The 21539-nt window shown below is 66.2% G+C and carries 17 protein-coding genes; 8 read left to right on the plus strand and 9 right to left on the minus strand.

Annotation, left to right across the window (positions count from 1 at the left end; translation table 11 throughout):
• The 4 genes from AC2VLV_RS00615 to AC2VLV_RS00630 all read right to left on the minus strand — a co-directional run.
• Positions 1-1936 (minus strand): ribonuclease catalytic domain-containing protein (locus tag AC2VLV_RS00615; RefSeq protein ID WP_486988178.1); only part of this gene is annotated, 1936 nt, incomplete at its 3' end.
• 118 nt (positions 1937-2054) lie between these two features.
• A complete protein-coding gene (fabG, locus tag AC2VLV_RS00620) occupies positions 2055-2795 on the minus strand; it encodes a 3-oxoacyl-[acyl-carrier-protein] reductase (protein ID WP_486988156.1) in 741 nt (246 codons plus the stop codon).
• 12 nt (positions 2796-2807) lie between these two features.
• Positions 2808-3440 carry a YqiA/YcfP family alpha/beta fold hydrolase gene (locus AC2VLV_RS00625; RefSeq protein WP_486988157.1) on the minus strand — a complete coding sequence of 211 codons (633 nt, stop codon included), beginning with the start codon at positions 3438-3440 and terminating at the stop codon, positions 2808-2810.
• A gap of 66 nt (positions 3441-3506) precedes the next feature.
• Positions 3507-4001 (minus strand): CBS domain-containing protein, encoded by a 495-nt coding sequence (locus AC2VLV_RS00630; RefSeq protein ID WP_486988158.1) that lies wholly within the window; start codon positions 3999-4001, stop codon positions 3507-3509.
• 192 nt (positions 4002-4193) lie between these two features.
• Between AC2VLV_RS00630 and AC2VLV_RS00635 the strand changes: the two genes are divergently transcribed.
• Entirely contained in the window at positions 4194-4967 is a 774-nt protein-coding gene (locus tag AC2VLV_RS00635) for an alpha/beta fold hydrolase (protein WP_486988159.1), read from the plus strand.
• Here AC2VLV_RS00635 and AC2VLV_RS00640 read toward each other — a convergent pair.
• Complete coding sequence (locus AC2VLV_RS00640) at positions 4883-5260, minus strand: DUF2917 domain-containing protein (RefSeq protein ID WP_486988160.1); 378 nt, start codon at positions 5258-5260, stop codon at positions 4883-4885. The genes AC2VLV_RS00635 and AC2VLV_RS00640 overlap by 85 nt on opposite strands.
• 152 nt (positions 5261-5412) lie before the next feature.
• On the opposite strand from AC2VLV_RS00640, the gene AC2VLV_RS00645 reads away from it, so the two are divergent.
• Positions 5413-6423 (plus strand): LysR substrate-binding domain-containing protein, encoded by a 1011-nt coding sequence (locus AC2VLV_RS00645; RefSeq protein WP_486988161.1) that lies wholly within the window; start codon positions 5413-5415, stop codon positions 6421-6423.
• A 13-nt stretch (positions 6424-6436) separates the two neighbouring features.
• Here the strand turns inward: AC2VLV_RS00645 and AC2VLV_RS00650 are convergent, their stop codons facing one another.
• The 3 genes from AC2VLV_RS00650 to AC2VLV_RS00660 all read right to left on the minus strand — a co-directional run bounded on the left by AC2VLV_RS00650 (position 6437) and on the right by AC2VLV_RS00660 (position 10111).
• Positions 6437-7369: a transcription factor jumonji JmjC domain-containing protein gene (locus tag AC2VLV_RS00650; protein ID WP_486988162.1), complete on the minus strand. Its 933-nt coding sequence runs from the start codon at positions 7367-7369 to the stop codon at positions 6437-6439.
• A 103-nt stretch (positions 7370-7472) separates the two neighbouring features.
• A complete protein-coding gene (gene mnmC / locus AC2VLV_RS00655) occupies positions 7473-9518 on the minus strand; it encodes a bifunctional tRNA (5-methylaminomethyl-2-thiouridine)(34)-methyltransferase MnmC2/FAD-dependent 5-carboxymethylaminomethyl-2-thiouridine(34) oxidoreductase MnmC1 (RefSeq protein WP_486988163.1) in 2046 nt (681 codons plus the stop codon).
• Positions 9515-10111 carry a 5-formyltetrahydrofolate cyclo-ligase gene (locus tag AC2VLV_RS00660; RefSeq protein WP_486988164.1) on the minus strand — a complete coding sequence of 199 codons (597 nt, stop codon included), beginning with the start codon at positions 10109-10111 and terminating at the stop codon, positions 9515-9517. The genes mnmC and AC2VLV_RS00660 overlap by 4 nt, the downstream gene beginning before the upstream one ends.
• A 46-nt stretch (positions 10112-10157) precedes the next feature.
• On the opposite strand from AC2VLV_RS00660, the gene AC2VLV_RS00665 reads away from it, so the two are divergent.
• From AC2VLV_RS00665 to AC2VLV_RS00685, 5 genes are all read left to right on the plus strand, one after another.
• Positions 10158-12248, plus strand: a complete 2091-nt coding sequence (locus tag AC2VLV_RS00665; protein ID WP_486988165.1) for a lytic transglycosylase domain-containing protein — start codon at positions 10158-10160, stop codon at positions 12246-12248.
• A 20-nt stretch (positions 12249-12268) separates the two neighbouring features.
• Complete coding sequence (locus AC2VLV_RS00670) at positions 12269-13258, plus strand: complex I NDUFA9 subunit family protein (RefSeq protein WP_486988166.1); 990 nt, start codon at positions 12269-12271, stop codon at positions 13256-13258.
• 117 nt (positions 13259-13375) lie between these two features.
• Positions 13376-14035, plus strand: a complete 660-nt coding sequence (locus AC2VLV_RS00675; protein WP_486988167.1) for a glutathione S-transferase family protein — start codon at positions 13376-13378, stop codon at positions 14033-14035.
• An 81-nt stretch (positions 14036-14116) separates the two neighbouring features.
• Positions 14117-16120, plus strand: coding sequence for an ATP-dependent helicase (locus tag AC2VLV_RS00680; RefSeq protein WP_486988168.1), 2004 nt, complete (start codon positions 14117-14119; stop codon positions 16118-16120).
• Between the two features lie 105 nt (positions 16121-16225).
• Positions 16226-17896: a long-chain-fatty-acid--CoA ligase gene (locus tag AC2VLV_RS00685; RefSeq protein WP_486988169.1), complete on the plus strand. Its 1671-nt coding sequence runs from the start codon at positions 16226-16228 to the stop codon at positions 17894-17896.
• A 115-nt stretch (positions 17897-18011) separates the two neighbouring features.
• Here the strand turns inward: AC2VLV_RS00685 and AC2VLV_RS00690 are convergent, their stop codons facing one another.
• Positions 18012-20525 (minus strand): sensor domain-containing protein, encoded by a 2514-nt coding sequence (locus AC2VLV_RS00690; protein ID WP_486988170.1) that lies wholly within the window; start codon positions 20523-20525, stop codon positions 18012-18014.
• Between the two features lie 271 nt (positions 20526-20796).
• Here AC2VLV_RS00690 and AC2VLV_RS00695 point away from each other — a divergent pair, with 271 nt between their 5' ends.
• On the plus strand, positions 20797-21495 hold the full coding sequence (locus AC2VLV_RS00695) for a carboxypeptidase-like regulatory domain-containing protein (protein WP_486988171.1): 699 nt from the start codon (positions 20797-20799) through the stop codon (positions 21493-21495).
• Positions 21496-21539: the final 44 nt, after the last annotated feature.

The raw sequence follows: 21539 nt of genomic DNA on the forward strand, positions 1-21539 counted from the left end.
CGCTGGCTTCGGTGTCCGTGGCCGCGGCTTGCTGCGGGGCGTCGAGCTGGCTGAGCACGCGGCCAAAGACTTCCAGGGTGATGAGATCCGTTCCGGTGATCTGCACCCGCACCCGCGTGTTGCGCGGCAGGTCTTGTGCACCCACGGCGGTGAACACCAGCGGCAGGCCGTCTACGCGCACCGCGCCTTCGCGCAGCACGCTGGCCTCAAACGTGTCGAGCCCCTGCTGGGCCAGATACCGCAGCGTCCAGTAGCGTTCCAGCGCCGACTGGTGGGTGGAGTAAGCCTTGTAGGTGTCTTCGAACGATTCGACGATGGCGTACAGCAGCGGGTCGCGCGGCTTGAACGGCGCCTGCAGCAGCGCGGTCTTGCCGAAGCGGGCGCAGGCGATGAGCTGGCCCTGGTTGAGCAGATCGACATAGCGCCGCAGCGGCGAGGTGCACCACGCATATTGCGCCACGCCCAGCCCCTGATGCGGCGCGGGTTTGAGACCCATGCGGGTGCGCAGATTGGCGCCAAAGCCGCTCTGGCTGCGGTAGATGCCGGGCATGCCCAGCTCGGCGAGCCAGCCGCCCCAGGTGGCGTTGGCCAGAATCATCAGCTCGGCGACGATGGTGTCCAGCGGCGCGCCGCGTCGGCGCGGCTCGATGCGCACGGTCGCAGCCTCGGCGCCTTGTTCCAGGCCGTCGATGCGGAAGGTGTAGTCCACCCCGCCGGCGCGCTCGGGTTTGCCGCGCACCTGTTCTCGGCCGCGCTTGAGTTGCTGCGCGAACGTCCACAGCCACGCCAGCTCTTTGGCGTGGGGGTAGCTTTGCGTTGCCGGATCGGCCGCGAGGGCTTCTTCGGTGACCAAGGCGTCGAGCTGGTCGTGGCGCAGATTGCTGGCCATGCGCACCTGCTCCACGCGGGTTTCGAATTCGGCGGCCTGCAGGTCGCTGCCGACGGTGCAGTAGAGCGACAGCGCGGGGCAGTCGCGCCCGGCTTGCAGCGTGAAGGTCTGCACCAGGGCGTCGGGCAACATGGTGATCTTGTCGCCCGGCATATACACGGTGGACAGGCGGTTGCGCGCGATCTGCTCCCAGTCGGAATCGCGGACCAGCGCCAGCGCCGGGGCGGCGATGTGGATGCCCAGCCGCGCCCGGCCATCGTCCAGCCATTGCAGCGAAAACGCATCGTCGATCTCGGTGGTGGCCGAGTCGTCGATGCTGAAGGCGGCAGCCTCGGCCAGTGGCAGCGCTTCGTTGAACGACGGCATCGCCAGTGCCGGAAAAGCCGTGCCCTTGGGAAAGCGTTCCAGCAAAAAGCGCTGCATGTGAAACGCCCACGGCGAGGCGATGGCCCCGGCGTCGCGCAGCAGGGTGAGCGCGCCGTGCCCGGTCTGCTTGACCGCCAGCGCAACGGCCTTGAACTCGGGGCTGTTTTTATCGGGTTTGAACAGGATTTGGTAGAGCTTTTCTGCGATGGGCTGCGGGCAGCGACCCGCAGCCAGTTCAGCGGCGAAGGCGTCGATCTGGCGTAGCTGCTCTTCCTTGCGTGCGATGGCCGCGAGCGCAGCCTGCACCTGCGTGTCCGGGGCCTTGCGGAACTGACCGCCGCGCCCGCGCCGCTGGAAGTAATGCGGCGCGCTGAACAGCCGCAGCAATATGGCGGCGCGCTGCCCGCCATCGGGCGTGCCGCCGTAGTAGTCGGCCGCGACCTGATCGAAATGGAATTCGTCTTCCGGGGCGAATTCCCACAACAGATTGAGGTCGATTCCTTCCTGCTGCGCCTGCGCCCAGGCCATGAGTTCGGCGGGCGCCGGTTTGTCGAAGCGCACCAGCGCTTGCGCCGCCTTGATTTTCTGCCGCTTGCCCGAGTCAAGCTCGATCTGCAGACTGGCTTCCGCCTCGCTCATGATGCGACCGGCGTGAAACTTGCCACCTTCTTCGAACAGCACATTACTCAATCGGAGTCTCCGTCAAACGAACTAAAGCGCGCAGCCCGCCCGGCCGCCCGAAGGGCTGCGCCGCCCCCCTCGGGGGGCAGCGAACGCAGTGAGCGTGGGGGCCCACCCCTCATAGAGTCATCCCGCCGTCAACCTCGATGACCGCGCCGCTGATATAGCTCGCTTCGCTGCTGGCGAGAAAGGAATAGACGCTGGCGATTTCTTCGGCCTGTCCCAGGCGGCGCAGGGGCACGCGCTCGGCCATTTGCTCCATCACCTTGTCGGGAATGGTGGCGAGCATGGGCGTCTGAATGAAGCCGGGGGCGACCGCGTTGACTCGCACGCCCTTGGGGCCGAGTTCGCGCGCCCAAGTCTTGGTCATGGCGATGATGCCAGCCTTGGTGGCGGCGTAATTGGTCTGGCCGAAGTTGCCGTACAGCCCCACCACGCTGGAGGCGCTGAGAATGGCGCCGCTGCCGCGTTCGATCATGTGCGGCGCGACGATCTGGGTGCAGCGGAACACGGCGCGCAGGTTCACGTCGATCACGGCGTCGAACTGCTCGTCGGTCATTTTCACCAGCCGCGCGTCGCGGGTGATGCCCGCGTTGTTCACCAAGGTGTCAATTTTTCCGAACTGGGCGATGGCGGCATCGACCAGCGCGGTGAACGCGGCGCGGTCGGACACATCGAGCGCCTGCGCCAGCACTTGCGCGCCGCCGCTGCGCAGCTCTGCGGCGACGGGGTCGAGGGTGGCCGGGTTGCGGTCGCATAGCACCAGGCTGGCGCCTTCGGCGGCGAATTTGTGCGCCGTGGCCAGGCCGATGCCCTGGGCCGCGCCGGTGATGAGGGCGATATTGCCTTGAAGTCGCATGAACAAAATCCCTTAAAAGTCGTTTGAAGCGGGGTTGAGGCACCACTGCAGAACCGGGTCGAGATGCTGCTGCGCGTAATTCGACAGCGCATGATCGCCGCCGGGCAGCACGCTGCACTTCGCGCCCTGATAGCGTGCGGCCATTTCACGCCAGTCCAGCACCTCGTCGCCCTGGGCGATGATCACAAAATAGTGTTGCGGGTTCGGGACGGGGGAGCGCAGATCGCCGACTTCCAGCGCGTGGAGTTCGTCCACATGCTGTGCGGTGAAGTTGAATTGCAGCGCCGGGTCGTGCCAGGCCGCCAGCGTGCCGATCTGCCCGCGCAGATCGCGGGCGGGATCGACCGCGGGGTTGAGCAGCGCCGCGCGGGCCTGCAGGGTGTGCGCCAGCCAGGTGGCATAAAACCCACCGAGCGAACTGCCGATGAGGCAGAGATCGTCGCCGCGTATGTTGCCCAGCAAGTCGTGGCACAGCGTCATCGCCTCGCGCGGCGAGGGCGGAAGTTGCGGGCAGAGCCAGCGCAGCGGCGGCTGACCTTGGCGGGTGCGCTGCTGATTGATTTGCTCAACGCGCTGCGCTGTGACGCGCGCCTTGGCGGATTGCGGCGACGAACGAAAGCCGTGGAGATAGAGCAGGGTGGGCATGAGGGAGGATTCAGCGCGGCGCGAGTTGGCGCCGCCCCCGAATGCTACCTGCCCCCCGGCCCAGGTTCAGCTTCGCGCCGGAGCCGAGGCGGGCACGGGCGCCCCGGCCGTTTCGGGCTGGCCTTCGTCTTCCGGCCAGTCGCGGATGTAGGCCTTGAGCATCTGGTTCTCGAAGTCTTGCTCGCGTACCACGGCCTGCGCCACGTCGTGAAACGAGATGACGCCCAGCAGCGCATCGTCCTGCATCACCGGGATATAGCGCACGCCGGCCTCCAGCATGGTGCGGCGCAGGGTGTCCAGCGTGGTTTCGGGGCCGCAGACTTCGTAGCGCGTGTCCATGCGTTCGGCCACGATGTGATCGCCCAGCACGCCTTCGCCCTCGGCGACCGCGGCCATCACTTCCGAAAAAGTGAGCAGTCCGACGAGCTTGCCGTGCGCCATGACCACCAGCGAGCCGATGTCATGCTGGGCCATGGTCTGCACCGCTTGCAGCAGGCGGGCCTCGGGCGGCACGGTGAACAGCACATGACCTTTCACCCGCAGAATGTCGCTGACTTTCATGGCGTTCTCCTCTGTTTTTTCAGTAGGTGAAATATAGTCAGTCCATTGCGTACAGACCAGAGGTCATTCCCGCAGGTCTTGCGCTTGCTGGGCGCCCCCAGGGTCGGTTCGCCGACCCGCCCCCCGTGGGGGTCAAGGAAACTTGGGGCGGCCCGGCATTTCCTTGAGAGCCCATTTTTTGAACGAAACGCCATGTCCGCCCATCATCCCTCCTCCATTCCCCTCGTTTTGCTGCACGGCGCGGGCGGCGACGCCAGCGTGTGGACGGCGCAGACCGACTGGTTGACGGCGCGCGGCTGGCATTGCCTGGCGCTGGAGTTTCCGGCGCACGGCGCCACGCCCGCGCCGCCGCTGGCCCGCATCGAAAGCATGGCCGACTGGGTCTGGTCGCAACTCGACGCGCGTCAGATCGGCCCGGTGGTGCTGGCCGGTCACAGCATGGGTTCGCTGGTTGCGCTGCATGCCGCGGGCCAGCGCCCCGGTCAGCTCAGAGGGCTGGCGCTGCTGGGCATTTCCTGGCCCATGCGGGTGTCGCGCAAGTTGCTGGCGCAGGCCGAGGAGGCGCCGCAAGAGGCCATCGACAACGTGGTGAAGTGGTCTTACGCCCAGGCTGAGCCGCTCACCCCTGCGACGGGTTTTCAGTCTCCGCAGGCCTACCGCGAGTTGTTACTGCGGCAGCAGGCCCATTGGGCCGAGGGCAGTCTGCTGGCCTCCGACCTCACCGCCTGCGACGGTTATTCGGCGGGCGAAGCGGCGGCGCGCTCATGGGGCGGGCCGACCCTGTTTCTGCTCGGCGAGCACGACCGCATGACGCCGCCCGCCCAAGCCGAAGACCTGCGCGCGGCGTTGCCGCGCCAGCGTTTGGTGATGCTCGAATGCGGTCACAACCTCATGGCCGAAGCGCCGCACGCCGTGGCCCACGCGCTGGCTGACTGGATGGAGCGCGAACTGGGCATGGCGGTTTGAGGCGACGAGGCGACTCGGTCGCTGGCGCCCAAGCGCAGCCGCGCCGCACCGCACCACACGGTGAGCACCACCCGGCCTGAGCCGCGCACCGTGTAGCCGTCTCCAGCGTGCAGAAACACGTCGTCCGGCTGGCCTTCTTCGGTGAGCCAGACGCGCACCGGGCCGGGCCGTGACGCCAGCGTCTGCGCCGACTCCAGCTGCACGCTTTGCCCTGCGGCGTTGCGCAGCGTCAGCGAATCGCCGGGCTGCAACTCGATCCAGTCGCGCTGGATGGACACTTCGGTCTGCGGCATGATGACCTCCCGTTGGCTTGTCACGATAGCATGTCAAAAAAGCATGAAGGCGAAGGGCGCAAAGGAGTTTTCGATTTGCTCCCAGCCTTCAGGTTGATTGAAGTCTAGGCGGCCGATCGGGTTGTAAAAAGCGCAAATACGGAAGGTTAATGATGCGAAAAATGGATGATGGCGCGCAGCGCCAAGCGGCCGCTTCGGCCGCGCTGATGCCGCGCAGCCGCCAGGTCGATGCGGGCAATCTGCGCGGCTTCGAGGCGGCGGCGCGGCTGGGAAGTTTTACCGCTGCGGCCGATGCCCTGGCGCTGACGCAGTCCGCGCTCAGCCGTCAGATCCAGACCCTGGAAGCGAGTGTCGGCGTGCCGCTGTTCGTGCGCGAAGGCCCGCGCGTGCGGCTGTCACCTGCGGGCGAGCAGTTCGCGGTGGTGGTGCGGCAGGCGCTGCAGCAACTCGACACCGCGGTGGAGGGGCTGCGCGCCAGCCAGGGGCGGCCGCGGGTGCAGATCACCACCTTTGCCTCGCTCGCCAGCCAGTGGCTCATTCCCCGGCTGGGAGAGTTTCAGAGCGCCCATCCCGACATCGACATCGCCGTCGAAACCTTCGACAACCTCAGCGATCTGGAGGCCGGTGGGCTGGACATCGCCATTCGCCGCCTGCGCGACGACAACCCCTTGGCCCGCGCGCCGCACACCACTTTTCTGTTCGGCGAAGAAATCACTCCGGTGTGCAGCCCCGCGCTGGCGCAGACCGGGCGCGCGCCCGGCGCTCTGGACGATCTACCCCGCTGTGTTTGGATCGACGATGTGCGCATCCACAGCGCGCCGCCCATCGCCCGCGCCAATCTGCAGGCGCTGTCGTGGGGCGGCTGGTATGCGGGGCTGGGCTTGCCGCAACCCGAGCCGCAGCGCTGGCTGCGGTTCAACTACACCTATCAGGTCATTCAGGCCGCGGTGGCCGGGCAGGGCGTGGCGATGGGGCAGATCGGCCTCATCCGCGATCTGCTGGCCGCCGGCACCCTGATCGCCCCGGTGGGCCGGCGGGTCGATGCCGGCTACGGTTATTACCTGGCGACCCGATCCGGCGCACAACAGCGCCCCGAAGTTGCGGCCATGCTGCACTGGCTGCAGCAGCAGTTCGCGGCGTGGAGCGAGATCGATATTGGATGAAGGTCCGATGAATTCAGTGCGCCGCCAGCTGCAAGGGGTGGCGCAGACGTTGCAAGGCATGCAAGGAAGCGGCCTTGGCGCCGTCCACCCAGGCGCTTTCACCCACGGGTTTGGGGTTTTGCAGGCCGATGCGGCGCAGGCGGGCGTTGAACTGATGCGCGGCAGTGTGGCGGTCGGACTGACGGGTGCGGAAGGTGAAGGCCAGCGAGACGGACAGGTTGGAATGCGTCCACACCCGATGCGGCGCGATGAACGGGTGATGCAGGCCCAGGCCGGGTCGCAGCGAGAAGTGCAGGGCGCGCTGCTCGAACTCCGGTTTGTAGGGCGGCCGCGTGCCCTCGTAGGCCAGCAGCCGGTCTTTCTGCGCCGGGCTCATGATGAGCGGGTCGGTCTGGCTCCATAGATCGGCGGTCTTTTCGCCGCGAATCTGCAGCAGAAAGTTCATCTCCCGATCCATGTGATACGGCGTGACGGCGCCTTGCGCCGAGATGAACACATAGGTCGAGTACCAGGTGATGTGCGGGTCGAGCGGTTGCGTGTGCGCGGTGATCTCCGCCAGCAAACTCTCGATCTGCGGCCGGTAAATCGCATCCTGCTCGGGGTTGTTGATGCAGATATAGCCGTGCAAGGGCTCGAAGTGCGTCAGCAGATGGTCGAGCGTCAGATCCGTATCGGTGCGGACAAAAGAGGCTTCGAAGTCGGCATCGGGCGCAATGTCGCCGCGGCGGAACAACACCTTGTTGGCCGGATGGCGGCGGGCCAGCTCGAACAAAGGCTCGATGTCGAACATCGGGTGCTGGTTGAGCCGATGCTGCAGCAGAAAAGGGTGGCGGTTGTAATGGCTTTGCATTCGCGCCGGGTCGAACTGCAGCCAGCCTTCGCTGTCTTGTTGCCCGCGTTGCAGCAGGCGGGCGTACTGCTCGGCACTGACGAATTCACCCAGCATGAGAGCCTCCCGGGAATGGAGAGAGTGTTTTCTCGCACTTTACAAACGCACCGGGGCGTTGTCCATCCGGGGCGCCACGAGGGGCTCTGGCTCAATCAGGCGGCTACGTCTGCGCGTGGCGCAGACGCCGCAAGGCCATGCGCGCCGGGTCGATGCTGTCGGCCAGATCGGTTTCGAGGGGCAGCGGCGTGCCTTCGATCTGGGCCAGCAGGGTTTCGGCCAGCAGCGGGGCGAGGGTGAGGCCGCGCGAACCCATCCCCGTGCACACGGCCACGCCCGGCAGGCGGGGGAGTTCGTGCAATTGTTTGCCGGCGGCGCGCTGGGGATTGGCCAGCAGCGGCGCGAGGTCGGCGAGGGGGCCGCAGTAGGGCAGACGGTCGGCGCTGGCCGCGCGGGTGCCGACAAAGTGACGCAGTGCGGCAGTGTGTTCGGGCAGGGGAGGCGAGGCGGTAAGCGCGCTCAGGCCCGCGCGGTTGTGTGCCCAGGCTTGTTCGGGGGTGAGGGGCTGGTCTTCGGTTTCGAAGGTGGCGCCGATCAGTAGCCAGTCTTCCTCGCCAGACTGTTGAAGCTGGCGCACCGCCGCGCGCGGCAGGCGCAGCACATAGCCGCTGCCCATCCACGGCTGCGCAAGCCCTTGCAGCGCGGGCCAGAGGCGGGCGGGCAGCGCCTGCGCCTGGCCGCGCAAGGGGTGCAGGGGCAGCCAGTCGGGGCTGGGGATCAGCCCGCTGGCGGCGAGCAGCGCCGGGGTTTGCAGCGCGCTGGCGAGCACGATCTGCGGAGCGCGGGCCAGCTCTTGCCCGGCGGCGTCGAGCACGCACCAGGTGCTGCCGTCGCGCTGGAGTCGGGCCGCCCGGGTGTTGCAGCGCAGGGTGATGCGCGAGGAGTTGAGCCAGGCCGCGCACAGGGCCTGATTGGCGAGCACGGCGCTGTCCACCTGCCAGCCGACTTCGTTCCATTGCGCCATTTCCGCGGGCAGGTGCACGCTTGAGCGCCAGTCTTGCATGCGCTTTTCGTCGGCGGCGTCGGCGGGGGTGAGGGTGGCGGCGGCGAACTGCGCGAGATCGTGTCTCAAGAAAACGCCGGGCCGTCCCAAGTTTTCTTGCCCCCCTCGGGGGGCGGGCTGGGCGCAGCCCGGCCCTGGGGGTGTTGGTTCGGGCGGCAGGGCGCGGCGTAATGCGGCCATGCCGGCGCGGGTGAGGCGCGAGAGCAGGTTGTCGTCTGCCGAGGGTTGCAGATGCGCCAGCCCTGCGGGCATGGCCGAGCCGCCGCCCGCGGGGTGCGGGCCGACTTCGAGGACTTCGACCGTCCAGCCGCGCTGTGCCAAGGCATGGGCGCAGGCGGCGCCGCTGAGACCGGCGCCGATGACCACGGCATGTCGCGGCTGCGCTGCGGGCCAGGGGGTGGGCAGGGTGTGGCGTGTGCGCTTCCAGATGGGATTGAAAGCGGCTTGCAGGCGCTGCTGTTTGCCGCCCCAGCCTGGTTGCAATTCGACCTCGAAACCGGCCTGGCCCAGCCCCTTTTGTACCGCATGCGCCACGGTGTAACTGGCCGCCCGGGCGCCGGGCTTGCACAGCCGTGCGAGGGCGCGGAAGAGTTCGGGCGTCCACATGGCGGGGTTGCGCACGGGCGTGAAGCCGTCGAGGTAGAGCGCGTCGGCGGCCAGTTTGAGTTTGGGCACGAGTTCGGCCGCATCGCCAAAAGCCAGCAGCAGCCTGACTCGGCCTTTGTCGAGCACGATGCGGTGCAGGCCGCGCACGGGCGGTGGCCATTGCGCGGCCAGTTCCACGGCAAGCGGCAGCAACTCGGGCGGCGCATGGCGCAGCAGATCGGCGGCGCGCACCGGGTGCAGTTCCAGGCTGACGTAGTCGAGCCGGGCGCAGCGCTGCGGGTCGGCGCGCCATGCGGCCCAGGTGGCGAGAAAGTTCACCCCGAGGCCGAAGCCGGTTTCCAGCACGGTGAACTGCTCGCGGCCCGCCCAGCGGGACTGGGTGTCGAGCAGGCCGCAGCCCTGCAGGTAAACGCCGCGCGCCTGCCCCAGCGCGCCGGCGCGGCTGGCGTAAACGTCGCCGTAGCGCGGGCTGGAAGGTTGACCGCTGACGTCGGGGACGACTTCGGCGTGCTCCAGCAGCGGATCGACGTTGGGCTTCAATCGACCAGGGTGAGCGAGAGCGCGTCCAGGCCGTACAGGCCGTCTTCGGTGAGCACCAAGTCCATGAGCTGGTCGTGCGGCTGCATGTCGAGCTGGTGCAGCTCGCAGCAGGCATAGCTCAAGCCCACGGTGTAAACCTCTTCGCGCCCGGCCAGATAGCGGTCGTAGTAGCCGCCGCCATAGCCCAGGCGCAGCCCGACGTCGGCGAAGCCCACGCAGGGGACGAGCAGGGTGGCGGGGTTGAGCACGATTTCTCCCGTGGGTTCGGCGATGCCGTAAGGGCCGGGGCGCAGCGGCTCGCCCGGCGCCCAGGCGATGAAGACCATTTCCTTGGTCGCTTCTTTGACGCGGGGCAGGGCGAGGGTGCATTCGGGATGCGCCGCCAGCCACTTTGTGACGGCAGGCATGGGGTCGAACTCGCCGCGGGTGGCGCAGTAGGCGCCGAGGGTTTCGGGCTCCAGTGCGTCGAGCACCTGCAGCAGGCGCTCGGCCAGCTCGGCATCGCGACGCGCCAGGTCGGTCAGCGCCTGGCGTCTGGCGATCAGTTCGCGCCGCAGATTGGGGCGCAAATGCTGATCAGGTTCTGGGGACAATGGGTCGTACAGGGGCGGGTTCACGGTAAGCTGACGTCCTATGAGAATGAATCGGTTGTTGCCGCTTATTTTGCGCCGCTTCGTGCGCTGTTTCGGCGGGCTGGGTTTGAGCGTGCTCACGCCGCTGGCGATGGCGCAGTCTGCGCCCATCGCCGCCAGTGTGGCGGCGCCCGCGGTGCAGGCCAGTGCGAGCGCGGCGCCGGTGGTCATGCCGGCGATGCCGGTCATTCCGGTCGATCAGGCGCAGTTACTGCTGGCCGCGCAAAAGGCATCGGCGCTGGGCGACCCGCAGCCCGCGCTCGACGCCCTGGCGCAACTCAAGGGCACGCTGCTCGAACCCTGGGTGGCCTACTGGGCGATCAAGCCCACGCTGACCGATGCCACGCAGGCTGACTTCGAGGCTTTCGCCCGCGCCTATCCGCATACCTATGTGCTCGACCGCCTGCGCAACGACTGGTTGTTAGAGCTGGGCAAGCGCGAAGACTGGACTGATTTCAACCGCGTCTATCCGCACTTCATCATGCGCGACGACCCGCAGGTGCAGTGCTACGACCTGCAAAGCCAGTTCGTCACCCAGCATGCCGACGTGACGGCGCAGGTGTTCAAGCTGTGGATGGATCAGCGCTATGGCGGCCTGGGTTGCAACAGTGCGGCCAGCGCGCTGCTGCATGACGGCGCCATGCCGCGCGAGATGCTGTGGCAGCGTATGCGCCGGTTTTACGAAGACGGCCGGGCCAAGCAGGCGCGCGATCTGCTCGCGCCTTTTCTGCCGGCGGGTAGCTGGCGCATTCTGGCGCAGACCGATGCCAACTCGGTGCGCTATCTGCTCGATGTGGTGCGGCGAGGGCCGTCTGCGGCGATCGCCAACGCCGATCAGCGGCAGTATCTGGTGCTGGCGCTGCTGAGCATGGCGCGGCAAGATCCGGGGCAGGCCGCACGCCTGCTGCAAGACAACTTCTCCGCGCTGCCCGCGCGAGACCGGGCTCAGCTCTGGGGGCGCATCGGTCTGTCGGCCGCGCTCAACCTGCAGCCCGAAGCGGCCCGCTGGTATGCCCGCATGGGCCAGGCCGATTCGGCCTTTGTGCCTTCGACCACGGTGCTCGAATGGCAAGCGCGCGCCGCGCTGCGCGCGCAAGACTGGGCGCTGGTGCGCAGCGCCACGCGCACGTTGATTGATCAGGGCGACAAAGACCTGTCGTGGCGCTACTGGCACGCCCGTGCGCTCGAAAAACTCGGTCACCCCATCGAGGGCCGCGCGCTGCTGGCCGAGGTGGCGAACCCCTGGGATTTTTACGGCCAGCTCGCCACCGACGCGCTGGGCATGAAGGTCAGTCTGCCGGTTTCCCTGCCGCCGGCGCCTTTGTCGGCCGTTGCGCAGCAGGCGGCGCGGCCGGGGCTGCAGCGCTCGCTGGCCTTGTTCAGCATCGACCTGCGCAGCGAGGCCGTGCGTGAATGGAATTTCTCGCTGCGCGGGCTCGACAACCCGCAAATGCAGGGCGCCGCCGAACTGGCCTGTCAGCAGCAGCTCTGGGATCGCTGCATCAACACCAGCGAACGGGTCAAGGGCGGGGTGGACATCGCCCAGCGCTACGTCATGCCTTACCGTGAGGCCATCGGCAAAGCCTCTCAGGCCGAAGACGTGAACGAGGCCTTTCTCTACGGCCTGATCCGCCAGGAGTCGCGCTTCATCGCCAACATCAAGTCGTGGGTGGGTGCTTCGGGGCTGATGCAGCTCATGCCGGCCACCGCCAAACTGGTGGCGCGCAAGATCGGCCTGACCGATTACAGCCATGACCAGATCGCCGATGTGGGGGTGAATGTGCAACTCGGCAGCGCCTATCTTGGCGGTCTGCTGCAGCAGTTCGACGGCTCCGAGGCGCTGGCCGCCGCGGGCTACAACGCCGGGCCAGGACGGCCGCTGCGCTGGCGCAATATGGGCCTGCCCGATCAGCCGCTGCTGCCCGGCGCCATTTTCGCCGAGAACATTCCCATCCCCGAAACTCGCGATTACGTCAAACGCGTGCTGGCCAACGCCACGGTGTACGCCGCCATCCTCAGCGGCAAGCCGCAGTCGCTCAAGGCCAGGCTGGGCGATGTGGGCTCACCCGACGCCATGCTGGCGAGCAATCAGCGCTGAACTCTTTTTTCGGAGCACTCATGCAAAAGAACATTCTCGTCATCGGCGGCAGCGGATTCATTGGCAGCCGTCTGGTCAACGCCCTGTCGTTGGGCAATCATTTCGTCACCGTGCCCACCCGCCGTCGCCAGCGTGCCCGTCATCTGGTGCAGCTGCCGCTGGTCGATGTGGTCGAGACCGATGTGCATGATGACGCCAAGCTGGCCAAACTGGTGGCAGGGCGCGATGCCGTGGTCAACCTCGTGGGCATTCTGCACGGCAAGCGCGGACAGCCCTACGGCGCTGACTTCGCCCGCGCGCATGTCGATCTGCCGCGCCGCATCGCCGCCGCCTGTGCGCAGCAGGGCGTGCGCCGCGTGGTGCACATGAGCGCGCTCGGGGCCGATTCCAACGGGCCGTCGATGTATCTGCGCTCCAAGGGTGCGGGCGAAGCTGCGCTCCGCGCGCAGGAGGGCATCGACGTCACGCTGTTTCGTCCCTCGGTGGTGTTCGGCCCCGAAGACAATTTCCTCAATACCTTCGCCAAGCTGCAGCGCATGTTTCCCATCGTGCCGCTGGCCGGAGCGAAAACCCGTTTTGCCCCGGTTTATGTCGGCGACGTGGTCACGGCTTTTGCCAGCAGCCTGGTGGGGCCGCAGGCGCGCGACACCTTTGGCCAAACTTACGAACTTTGTGGCCCCAACACCTACACCTTGGCCGAACTGGTGCGGCTTTCCGGCCAGTGGGCGCGGGTGGGCGGCGGCTGCGGGCGCAGCATCATCCCCTTGCCCGAGGCGCTGGGGCGGCTGCAGGCGCTGATGATGGAACTGGCTCCGGGCGAGCCGGTGATGAGCCGCGACAACCTCGATTCGATGAGGGTCGACAGCGTGTGCGGCGGCGCCATGCCCGGCTTCGTCCCCGCGCTCGGCGTGCCGCATCCCGAGTCTTTGGAGGCCATCGCCCCCACCTATCTCGACCCGAAGTACCAAGAGTCGGAATACGGGTCGATGCGGGCGACTGCGGGGCGCTGATTCGCAAAGGGCATCCACCATGCGTCGGCCGCATGGCGGCCATGCGAAAAAACGGTTTGGAAAGCGCCGGGCCGGGCGGGACAATGGCGACCTTTATCTCCCGCGCGAAGGCCCGTGATGTTCATCCTGCACATCGGCAACAAAAATTACTCCTCCTGGTCCATGCGCCCATGGGTGGCCATGACCGCGTTTGGCATTTCCTTCGAAGAACGCCAGCACTGGCTCGACACGCCCGAGTTCGCCGCGCAGGTGTCGCCCCTCTCGCCGGTGGCGAAGGTGCCGGTGCTCGAAGACGGCGAGCTGCGCATCTGGGACTCGCTGGCCATCGGCGAATACCTGGCCGAGCGTTTTCCCGAGCTTGCTTTCTGGCCGCAAGGCGTGGCCGAGCGGGCGCTGGCCCGCTGCCTGTGCGCCAGCATGCACAGCGGCTTCGGCGCCTTGCGCGAGCACATGGTGATGAACATCGAGGCCGATCTGCCGGGCCGGGGCTTCAATCCGGCCGTGCAGCGCGACATCGAGCAGATTTTGCAGATGTGGCAAGGCGCGCTGCAGGCCAGCGGCGGCCCCTTCCTGTTCGGCGCCTTCGGTCTGGCCGATGCGTTCTACGCCCCGGTCTGCATGCGCTTTCTCACCTACCGCCCCACGCTGCCGGACTGGGCCTGGCGTTATGTGCAGGAAGTTGCCGCCCATCCGGCGGTGGCCAAGTGGGCCGAGCAGGCACGCGCCGAGCATGTTTTTCTGCCTGCGGATGAACCCTACCGAAGCAAACCCGAGTAGGCCGTTTGAGCATGTGGCCGCGGCTGCCGTCGCGGCGCAATGAGCGGATAGACTGCACCGCTTTGCGTCTTTAACTGCCCCATGCTCAACGCCGCCCAGGAACGTGCCGTCGCCCATCTGTCCGGGCCTTGCCTCGTCATCGCCGGGGCGGGCAGCGGCAAGACGCGGGTGATCACGCACAAGATCGGGCGCCTGCTGCGCGCCGGGCTCGAGCCTGAACAGATTGCCGCCATCACCTTCACCAACAAGGCGGCGGCCGAAATGCGCGAGCGTGCGGCGCAACTGGTGGACAAACGCGGCGTGGCCAGCAAACTGGCCATCTCCACCTTCCACGCTTTGGGCGTGCGCATGTTGCGCGAAAGCGGGCAGGCGCTGGGGTTGAAGCCCAAGTTCTCCATCCTCGCGGCAGACGACGTCACCGGTCTGCTGCGCGATGCCGGCGCCACCACCGACAACGCCCAGGCCCGTCGCTGGCAGTGGACCATCAGCCTGTGGAAAAACGCCATGCTCACGCCCGAAGCGGCGGCGCGCGTGGCCGAGAACGACGACGAGCGCGTGGCCGCCAAGGTCTACGCGCGTTATGCCGACATGCTGCAGGCCTATCAGGCGGTCGATTTCGACGACCTGATCTGGCTGCCCGTCACCCTGTTGCAGCAGCATGCCCACGTGCGCGAGCACTGGCAGAACAAGCTGCGCTATCTGCTGGTGGACGAGTACCAGGACACCAACGCCGCGCAGTACGACCTGCTGCGCCTGCTGGTGGGCGACAAGGGCCGCTTCACCGCGGTGGGCGACGACGACCAGAGCATCTACGGCTGGCGCGGCGCCACACTGGACAATCTGCGCCGTCTCGAGACCGACTGGCCCACGCTTGAAGTCATCAAGCTGGAGCAGAACTACCGCTCGACCAACGCCATTCTGCGCGCGGCCAACGCCATCATTCAGAGCAACCCCAAGCTCTACCCCAAGAGTCTGTGGAGCGAGCATGGCGAGGGCGAGGCGGTGGAGGTGCGCGCCGCGCAGAACGAAGACGAAGAGGCGCAGATGGTGGCCGCGCGCGTCCAGGCGCTGCGCAGCGGCCGCAATGCCGAGCTGGCGCATATCGCCGTGCTCTACCGCGCCAATCACCAGTCGCGTCCGCTGGAGCAGGCGCTGCGCCGCGCCAACATTCCCTATGTGGTCAGCGGTGGGCAGAGTTTTTTCGACCGGGCCGAGATCAAGGACGTCTGCGCCTATCTGCGGCTGCTGGCCAATTCCGACGACGATCCCGCCTTTCTGCGTGCCGTCACCACGCCGCGCCGGGGCATCGGGCCGCAAACCCTGGCGGCGCTGAGCACCTTCGCCGGGCAATGGAAAGTGTCGATGTTCGAAGCGCTGTTTCGCGATTCCATGCCTGCCGCGGTGGGCGCGCGCGCCGCCGATCATCTGCGCGAGTTCGGCCGTCTGCTGCACGACATCGAATGGCGCGCCCGAACCGCGCCGGCCGGCGAGTTGCTGCGCGAGATGCTCGAGACCATAGGCTTTCGCGCCTGGCTGGAAGAGCACAGCGACAACCCGCGCGAGGCCGAGCAGCGCTGGAAGAACGTCGACGACTTCTGCGGCTGGATCGAGCGCAAGGCTGAAGAAGACAAGGTTGGCCTCACCCAGATCGCCCAGACCATTTCGCTCATCACCCAGTTGCAGGAGCGCGGCGACCAGCGCGACGCCGTCACCCTGTGCACCCTGCACGCCGCCAAGGGGCTGGAGTGGCCGCATGTGGTGCTGGCCGGCTGCGAGGAAGGTCTGCTGCCCTTTTTCGCCGACGACCGGCCGCTGACCGATGCCAGCCAGGAAGAAGAACGCCGCCTGATGTATGTGGGCGTGACGCGCGCGCGCCAGACCCTGGTGCTGAGCTGGTGCCAGAAGCGCAAACAAGGGCGCGGCGCAGCGGGGCGCAGCCCCAGCCGCTTCATCGGTGAAATGCAGACTGGGCAGCCCAAGACCAGCAACAAGGACGCCGCTATGGCGCGCATCGCGGCCCTGCGCAGTCGCCTGGGCGCGGCGGCGGCCGAGGAAAGCGCCGCAGCCGCCGAAGCGAAGCCGTGATCAGCCTCTAGCCGAATCGCCCCGAATCGGCTATGTTCTGAAAATCGAACGGGCGTGCTTTTTTCCCGTTTCACTGCCGATCAAAGACAAAGCAGGAGACATTTCATGGAGCGGATCTGGCTGGCGAACTATCCCGCAGGCGTGCCTGCGGACATTGACCCGGATATTTTTTCCAATGTCGGCAAGCTGCTGGAGCGCAGCTTCAAGGCCTACGCCGAGCGTCCCGCCTACGCCTTCATGGGCCACAAAACCAGCTACGCGCAGTGGGGTGCGCAAAGCACGGCGCTGGCCGCCTATTTCCAGTCGCTCGGGCTGAACAAAGGCGACCGTGTGGCGATCATGATGCCCAATGTGCCGCAATATCCGGTGGCGGTCGCCGCAGCGCTGCGCGCCGGGCTGGTGGTGGTCAACGTCAACCCGCTTTACACCCCGCGCGAACTCGAACATCAGCTCAAGGACAGCGGGGCGGTGGCCATCGTCATCCTCGAAAACTTTGCCCATACCCTGCAGCAGGTCATCGCGCAGACTTCGGTGCGACATGTGATCGTGGCGAATATGGGCGAAACGCTCGGTTTTCCGCTCGGCGCCATCGTCAACTATGTGGTGCGACACAAAAAGCGGCTGGTGCCGCGCTGGTCGCTGCCGGGCCATATGGCCTGGAAGGCGGCGCTCAGTCAAGGGGCTGGCCTCGCCTTCAGCCCGCCGCAGGTGGGGGCGGAAGACGTGGCCCTGCTGCAATACACCGGCGGCACCACCGGCGTGGCCAAGGGCGCCACGCTCACCCACCGCAACATCGTCGCCAACATCGTGCAGTCCGCCGCGTGGTATGCCCCGGCGCTGGGCAAGCTGCCTGCAGGTAAGCAACTGGGCACCATCTGCGCGCTGCCGCTCTATCACATCTTCGCCTTCACCGTGATCATGATGCTCAGCGCGCAAGAGGGCGGCATGATGATTCTCATCCCCAACCCGCGCGACCTGCCAGCGACGCTCAAGGAACTGGCGAAGTACGAGGTGCACTCTTTTCCGGCGGTGAACACGCTGTTCAACGGCCTGCTCAACCACCCGGATTTCGATACGGTGAACTGGAAGGCGCTGAAAATGTGCCTGGGCGGCGGCATGGCCGTGCAGGAGGCCGTGGCCAAGCGCTGGCTGGAGCGCACCGGCTGCCCCATCTGCGAAGGCTACGGCCTGTCTGAAACCTCGCCCTCGGCGATCTGCAACCCCACCGACACCGACCGCTACAGCGGCACCATCGGCATGCCGATTCCGTCGACCGAGTTGCAATTGGTGGACGAAAACGGCCGCGAAGTGGCGCCCGGTCTGCCCGGCGAAATCGCCCTGAAGGGGCCGCAGGTGATGCGCGGCTACTGGAACCGCCCGGAAGAATCCGCCAGCACCTTTACCGCCGACGGTTTTTTGCGCACGGGCGATATCGGCGAGGTCGATGCGCGGGGCTTTGTGAAAATCATCGACCGCAAGAAAGACATGATTCTGGTGTCGGGCTTCAACGTCTATCCCAACGAGGTGGAGGGCGTGGCGGTGATGCATCCCGGCGTGCTCGAAGCCGCCGCGGTGGGCGTGCCCGATGCGAATTCCGGCGAGGCGGTGAAGCTGTTCGTGGTGAAAAAAGATCCGGCGCTGACTGAGGCGCAACTGCGCGACTTCCTGCACGAGCAGCTCACCGGCTACAAGCGGCCCAAGTTCATCGAGTTTCGCGGCGAACTGCCCAAGACGCCGGTCGGCAAGATTCTGCGGCGGGAGCTCCGGCCGGAATAGGTGCCCCCACGCTTCGGCTTCGCCTGCGCTGCCCCCCGAGGGGGCTGCCGCCGCCTTGGGGCGGCCCTGCAGCGGCGGCGTGTTCCTGCCTTGGGTGGGGCGTGCGTCCGTTGGTTTACTGCGTGCGCAGATCGCGCAGCAGGTTCAGCGCCTGCTGCACATTGAGGGCGCGTGAAAACACCCAGCCCTGAATCAGCGGGCAGCCGGCGCGCTCGAGCCAGAGCAGGTCGGCAACCGACTCCACGCCTTCGGCCACCACTTCCAGATTGAGTGTTTTGGCCATGGTGAGGGTGGCGCGGGCAATCGCGGCCTTGAACCGGTCGGTGCTCACGCCGGAGGCAATGGCGCGATCGAGCTTGATTTGCGACACCGGCAGCCGGGTGAGATAGCCCAGATTGGAATAACCCGCGCCGAAGTCGTCGAGCGAGAGCTGCATGCCCATCTGCCGGAAGGCGTCGAGCACGGCGAGCAGGTCGGGGTTGTGCTCGATCTCCACGTTTTCGGTGAGTTCGAGCATCAGCCGGTCGGGCGGCACGCCAAAGCCGTTGGCCGCCTCGGACACGCAGGGCACGCAGGCGTTGACGTGCAGCTGTCGCGGCGACACGTTGTAGGCCATCGTGCCCTCGAAGCCCTGCTCCTTGCGCAGGCGGGCGAAGCCTTCCAGGGCGATGGACATCATCACCGGGCCGAAGCTGTCGAGCAGACCGCCGTCCGTGAGGATGGAGATGAACTCATCGGGCTGCACCCGCTCGCCGTTGCCGCGCGTCCAGCGGGCCAGGGCCTCGAAGCCGCTGATCTCGTAGGCGCGGCGCAGGGTCTCCAGGCTGGCGGATTCGTCGTGCAACAGCACGCTTTGTCGACGTGCCCAGATGGGCTGGAAATGCACCTCGAAGCGGCGATGGGCAATGGCCGCGCGCAGTTCTTCTTCGAGCTGCGAACGGCGTTCGATGCGCGACTGCAGCGCCACCGAGAACGACTCCACGCGGTTGCGCCCGAGCACTTTCGACTCGTGCAGCGCCGCATCGGCGCGGCCCACCAGCTCGGCGGTGGTCTGCCCATGTTGCGGGAACACGGCCACGCCGATGCTGGCGCTGAACTGCAGGGTGCGCCCGCCATGCTCGATGGGCTCGCTGAGCTTGTCTTGCACCAGCGCGGCCAGGCGCATGGCCTGCGCCGCATCGTGCGCGTCGCGCGCCAGAATCAGGAACTCGTCGCCGCCGAAGCGCGCGGCGGTGTTGTTGGGGCGGGCAAGCTGCACCAGGCGTTGGGCGGTTTCGACCAGCGCCATATCGCCGGCCGCATGGCCCAGCGCGTCGTTAACGAGTTTGAAGCGGTCGAGGCCGATGAACAGCACGGCAAAGCTCTGCCCCGGCGGGGTGACCTCGATGGCGTCTTCGACATGCTTCTCAAACAGGGTGCGGTTGGCCAGGCCGGTGAGGGAGTCGCGGTAGGCAGCAAGTTCAAGCTTCTCTTCGGCCTGGTGCGCCTTGGTGACGTCGCGCATCACGCCGCGGTAGCCCTGGAACAGACCGAGATGATCGATGATCGGGGCCGCGTCGATGCGCCACCACATCAGCGCCTGATCGGTCTGCAGACGGAATGGCGCGACCAGGTCGTGCACATCCTCGTGCTCTTCCATCAGAAAGCGCAGCTGCGCCCATTCCGGCGAAAACTCTTGCCCCGGGTACAGTGCGCTGAGGTTATGACCCACCAGATTCAGGCTGGCCAAAGGCGACGCCTCGGTGCGGCGCGAACTGCGCGAGATATAGCTCAGCGTGCCGTCGGCGTCGGTCTCCCAGAACCACTCGTTGGACAACTCCGCCAGCATGCGGAACCGGCTTTCGCTGCGGTGCAGCCGCTTCTGCGTCTGCCGCAGCTCGGTGATGTCCCAGGTCAGACCGAAGATGCGCGTGGCGGCGCCGTCTTGTCCGCGCTCGCGCACCATGCCGTGGTTCATGGTGCTCACCATGCTGCCGTCAACGCGAATGAAGCGCGTCTCCACCGTCTGCACAAAACCGCCGGGGGCGCTGATGCGCGCGATCGCCTGCTCCAGCGCCGGCAGATCGGCCGGCACCACATGGCCCATCCATTCGGGAATGGTGAAGGTCTTGGGTTCATGCCGGTGCGCCTCGTCGAGCCAGTTCTGCTCGGCGCGCAACTGCCCGGTCAGCAGATTCAAATCCCAGACCGTCAGCCCGGGGCTGGTGCGCAGCAGGTCGAGCGAAGTGTCGCTGGCATGCAGCCGGGTGGTGTCCTGCATGAAGCAGAAATAGCCCGATACCGGCTCGTTGGCCTCGCGCGGAAAAGGCACCAGACGCACCTGCAGCCAACTGGCGCCGTGGTGGCCTTCGAACGGTGACTGGCGCTCATACTGCGTGATCTGGCCGCGCAGCACCAAGTCGATATGCGGGGTGATGGACTGCAGCGTCGGCCCCGAAACCAGGCTCGCCAAAGGTTCACCCAGCAGCGCCTGCGGCAATTTGCCCAGCCAGTTCGCATACGCCGTGTTGCAATACAACAACCGGCTCTGCGCATCGAAACAGCCCGTCATCAGCGGCAAATGCTCCGCCCACTGTGCAATTTCAGAGCACCAGGAGTCGGTAAATCGCGCTTGAGTTTCTTGCCCCATACGCCGGGATGTCCCTGCAGAAAAATGAAGAGAAACGGTCATTATTCATTACGAATTTCGATGACCGGACTCATATCGCTGTTTGTCGCTGCTTGCGACTTTGTAAAGTCTAAGCGTAGCAGCGGGAAGCTGCGGAGGATTTGGCGAAAAGTGTCAATTTTTGAAACACCAGAAAAATTGGCTGTTCGAAAGTTGGACAATTTCATCCACATCGCCGCCAAGCAGCAGGGCTGGGCGATTCAGTTCATTCGAAAACACAATCGGAGGGGGTATGAAAAACGTGATGTGGAACTACCGGCATGTGGCCGTGTTGGGCCTGGCGGCGCTTCTGGCGGGGTGTGGTGGGGGCGGGGGTGGAGGAACAACAGCTGTGACCTGCACGGCGGATTGTGTTTCAGGCCAGGTGACGAACAGTTCTGGAGGTGGCGTTTCCGGTGTCTACGTCACGGCGACCAACCCAGCAACTGGACAAGTTTGTTCCACTTCTCCTAACAAAACGGGCAGCGATGGCAGTTATGTGTTGTCCACGACGGCTTGTGGAAACAATGCCGTAGTCATCACGGCGCCAGTCGGCAGCGACACCGTTGTGAATAGTTGGAATCCCGATCAGCCCAGCACGGGGGTGAACCTCAATCCCGGCACGACTTCCTCGTTAGCTGCCTTTGCTGGCACTTGGTCTGCCAGCTACTCTTCATCGTTGCCGTCCGGTGGTGATTCTGGTACTTGCAAGGTGGTTGTCAATCAATCAGGGGTGATCGACGCAAGCCAAAACGTGAGCAACTGCACTTCCAAATTGAACGGGCCTTTCACCTTGACCGGAGCCTTGAATGAACAAGGGCAGTTTATGGGCAATACGAGCACTGGCGCCACGTATATCGGTCAGTTCGATGCGACTAACAAGTCGGCAAAGGGCACATGGCAGAACAGCGACAAAACGGACAACGGGCTGTGGGAAGCCTCGTTGCCTTGATGACAGGTTGACTTGATGGAAACAGGCCGCCTCGCGCGGCCTGT

This window comes from Thiomonas sp. TH-17 (genome assembly GCF_057473305.1).

Bases quoted from the DNA above. Each gene is read 5' to 3' on its own strand.
- AC2VLV_RS00640 (WP_486988160.1), bottom strand. From the start codon at position 5,260: ATGCCGCAGACCGAAGTGTCCATCCAGCGCGACTGGATCGAGTTGCAG.
- AC2VLV_RS00645 (WP_486988161.1), top strand. From the start codon at position 5,413: ATGCGAAAAATGGATGATGGCGCGCAGCGCCAAGCGGCCGCTTCGGCC.
- AC2VLV_RS00670 (WP_486988166.1), top strand. From the start codon at position 12,269: ATGCAAAAGAACATTCTCGTCATCGGCGGCAGCGGATTCATTGGCAGC.
- AC2VLV_RS00630 (WP_486988158.1), bottom strand. From the start codon at position 4,001: ATGAAAGTCAGCGACATTCTGCGGGTGAAAGGTCATGTGCTGTTCACC.
- AC2VLV_RS00685 (WP_486988169.1), top strand. From the start codon at position 16,226: ATGGAGCGGATCTGGCTGGCGAACTATCCCGCAGGCGTGCCTGCGGAC.
- AC2VLV_RS00635 (WP_486988159.1), top strand. From the start codon at position 4,194: ATGTCCGCCCATCATCCCTCCTCCATTCCCCTCGTTTTGCTGCACGGC.
- AC2VLV_RS00650 (WP_486988162.1), bottom strand. From the start codon at position 7,369: ATGCTGGGTGAATTCGTCAGTGCCGAGCAGTACGCCCGCCTGCTGCAA.
- AC2VLV_RS00680 (WP_486988168.1), top strand. From the start codon at position 14,117: ATGCTCAACGCCGCCCAGGAACGTGCCGTCGCCCATCTGTCCGGGCCT.
- AC2VLV_RS00695 (WP_486988171.1), top strand. From the start codon at position 20,797: ATGAAAAACGTGATGTGGAACTACCGGCATGTGGCCGTGTTGGGCCTG.
- AC2VLV_RS00665 (WP_486988165.1), top strand. From the start codon at position 10,158: ATGAATCGGTTGTTGCCGCTTATTTTGCGCCGCTTCGTGCGCTGTTTC.
- AC2VLV_RS00690 (WP_486988170.1), bottom strand. From the start codon at position 20,525: ATGGGGCAAGAAACTCAAGCGCGATTTACCGACTCCTGGTGCTCTGAA.
- AC2VLV_RS00675 (WP_486988167.1), top strand. From the start codon at position 13,376: ATGTTCATCCTGCACATCGGCAACAAAAATTACTCCTCCTGGTCCATG.
- fabG (WP_486988156.1), bottom strand. From the start codon at position 2,795: ATGCGACTTCAAGGCAATATCGCCCTCATCACCGGCGCGGCCCAGGGC.
- AC2VLV_RS00625 (WP_486988157.1), bottom strand. From the start codon at position 3,440: ATGCCCACCCTGCTCTATCTCCACGGCTTTCGTTCGTCGCCGCAATCC.